Origin of the sequence: Lamprobacter sp. (assembly GCF_034860625.1) — a bacterium.
In the GTDB taxonomy this organism is placed as follows: domain Bacteria; phylum Pseudomonadota; class Gammaproteobacteria; order Chromatiales; family Chromatiaceae; genus Lamprobacter.
In genome coordinates, this window is sequence record NZ_JAYESN010000445.1 from 1 (window position 1) to 1766 (window position 1766).

Consider the following 1766-nt stretch of genomic DNA (forward strand, 5'->3'; position numbering starts at 1 on the left):
TCAGCGGCTCGCGTCTCCTCGCGCGCTATCTGCCACTGGAGAAGCTGAGGATGACATCTGCGGACGATGCGCAATCGAGCTTTGATGCCGAGGGCGGACTCTGGCCCTCAGCCGACTATCAGGCCCAGGTCGAACGCCTGCGCGCTGCGGTCGGTGAGCAGATCTACCTCGCCGAACTGCGCGATACCGAGGTCCAGCTGAGTGTTCAGCTCACCGATCGGGCCTATGAGCTGCTTGGCGTGATCGATTTCCCGCGCCCGGACCCGGCGCGCGGGCTTGCGCCACATCTGATTCTGCTCGACGACGGGCGCGGTGTGAATCTCGGGCGCATCGCACGCATCAGTTTCCAACCCTTTCAGCCCGCCGATGACCAGCTGCTCTATCTCGACCGCGCGGCCGATCAGACCCTATTGTTCGCCGATCGGCGCCTGTCGCCGCACTTCATCGCCGAGCGCACCCAGGCCGTGCTTGGGCAGGTGCTGGGGCGATCAGCCGCCGCTGCGCAGTCACAGCTTGCGTCTGCGCCAGTGACAGCATCAACGGCTGCGGGCGCGGAGGAGTCTTCTTCTGGGAGTGGTGAGCTGATGGCGCGCTGCGACCCAGAAAGATGAATCGCCGGAGACTCAGGGGCACCCTCACTGAGCCGCGTGGGTTCATGATGAGCCGGTATTGCCTGGAATCATGAGCCGATGAAGCTGTCGATCATCATCCCAACCCTGAATGATGCAGAGACTATCCCCATCCGAACGACCCTGAGGGGCCATCGACCACGACCTGAAGAGACCCGACCATGTTCAACTGGCTTGACCACCTGCCGCTCGGCCTACTGCTGATCATCGCGCTGACGCTGGGTCTCGCACCCTTCCTGCCCGAGCCCCATGTCTGGGAGAAGCTCAAGATGCTCGCCGACGGCACGCTGGTGCGGCCGATCGACATCTTCGATCTGCTACTGCATGGCATCCCCTGGCTGCTGGTGCTGGCCAAGCTCGGGCGCTTGGGCTGGGCGCGGATGCGCTAACCGATCGATCAGTCGACGTCCGTTTGCGCCCGCACCATGCGATGGTTGATTTTTCCCTGTGAAAAGGCCGATGCGCGGGACTATGCACCGTTTGTGGATGAGGACGACTGATGACTGAATCGAGTGCCGAGCGAACCCGTGCGCCTAACGGGCATGGCGCCCGCGCCAACCCAGCAGATGAATCGCGCGAGATTCCCGTTAACCCCCGCAGCGGGTCCGATGCAGACGTGACGCCAGCGGATGGGGCAGGGGGGCGCGATCTCGCGTCGGATCTGCGGCAAGCGCCACTGCTCGCGGCCTTGAGTCCGGCGCAGTTAGCACGCCTGTTACAACGGGCGAGTCAGGTCCGGCTTGCCGCCGGGCAGCTGCTCTTTCGCCAAGAGGAGCCGGCAGCGCGGTTTTACTTCCTGCGCTCGGGCCAAATCCGTCTGTTCCGCCTCTCCAGCGACGGCGGCGAGAAGATCATCGAGCTGATCCGTGCCGGTCAGACCTTCGCTGAGGCGCTGTTGTTCATGGGCACCGGGCGTTATCCGGTCTGCGCCGCAGCGCTGACCGAGGCCCAAGTGGTGTCGATCGATGCCGCCGACTTTGCCGCCATGCTGCGCGAGTCGCCCGAGACCTGCTTCGCCTTGCTGGGCGATCTGAGCCGGCGTTTGCATACCATGATCGCCGAGATCGACAGCCTGACGCTGTTGTCCGCGCAAGGTCGTGTTGCGCGCTGGTTGCTGCAAAACAGCCAAGCCGAGGC

3 protein-coding genes are annotated in these 1766 nt (G+C 64.2%); all 3 read left to right on the forward strand.

Annotation, left to right across the window (positions count from 1 at the left end):
* Positions 1–611 (forward strand): hypothetical protein (locus VBE63_RS28680; protein ID WP_416274718.1); only part of this gene is annotated, 611 nt, incomplete at its 5' end.
* Positions 612–790: 179 nt separating this feature from the next.
* Positions 791–1018: an RND transporter gene (locus tag VBE63_RS28685; RefSeq protein WP_323686387.1), complete on the forward strand. Its 228-nt coding sequence runs from the start codon at positions 791–793 to the stop codon at positions 1016–1018.
* 110 nt (positions 1019–1128) lie between these two features.
* On the forward strand, positions 1129–1766 hold a 638-nt coding region (locus VBE63_RS28690), incomplete at its 3' end, for a Crp/Fnr family transcriptional regulator (RefSeq protein WP_323686388.1).

What these genes read in the sequence shown, in the direction of transcription:
- VBE63_RS28685 (WP_323686387.1), top strand. Translation starts at nt 791, where the DNA reads ATGTTCAACTGGCTTGACCACCTGCCGCTCGGCCTACTGCTGATCATC.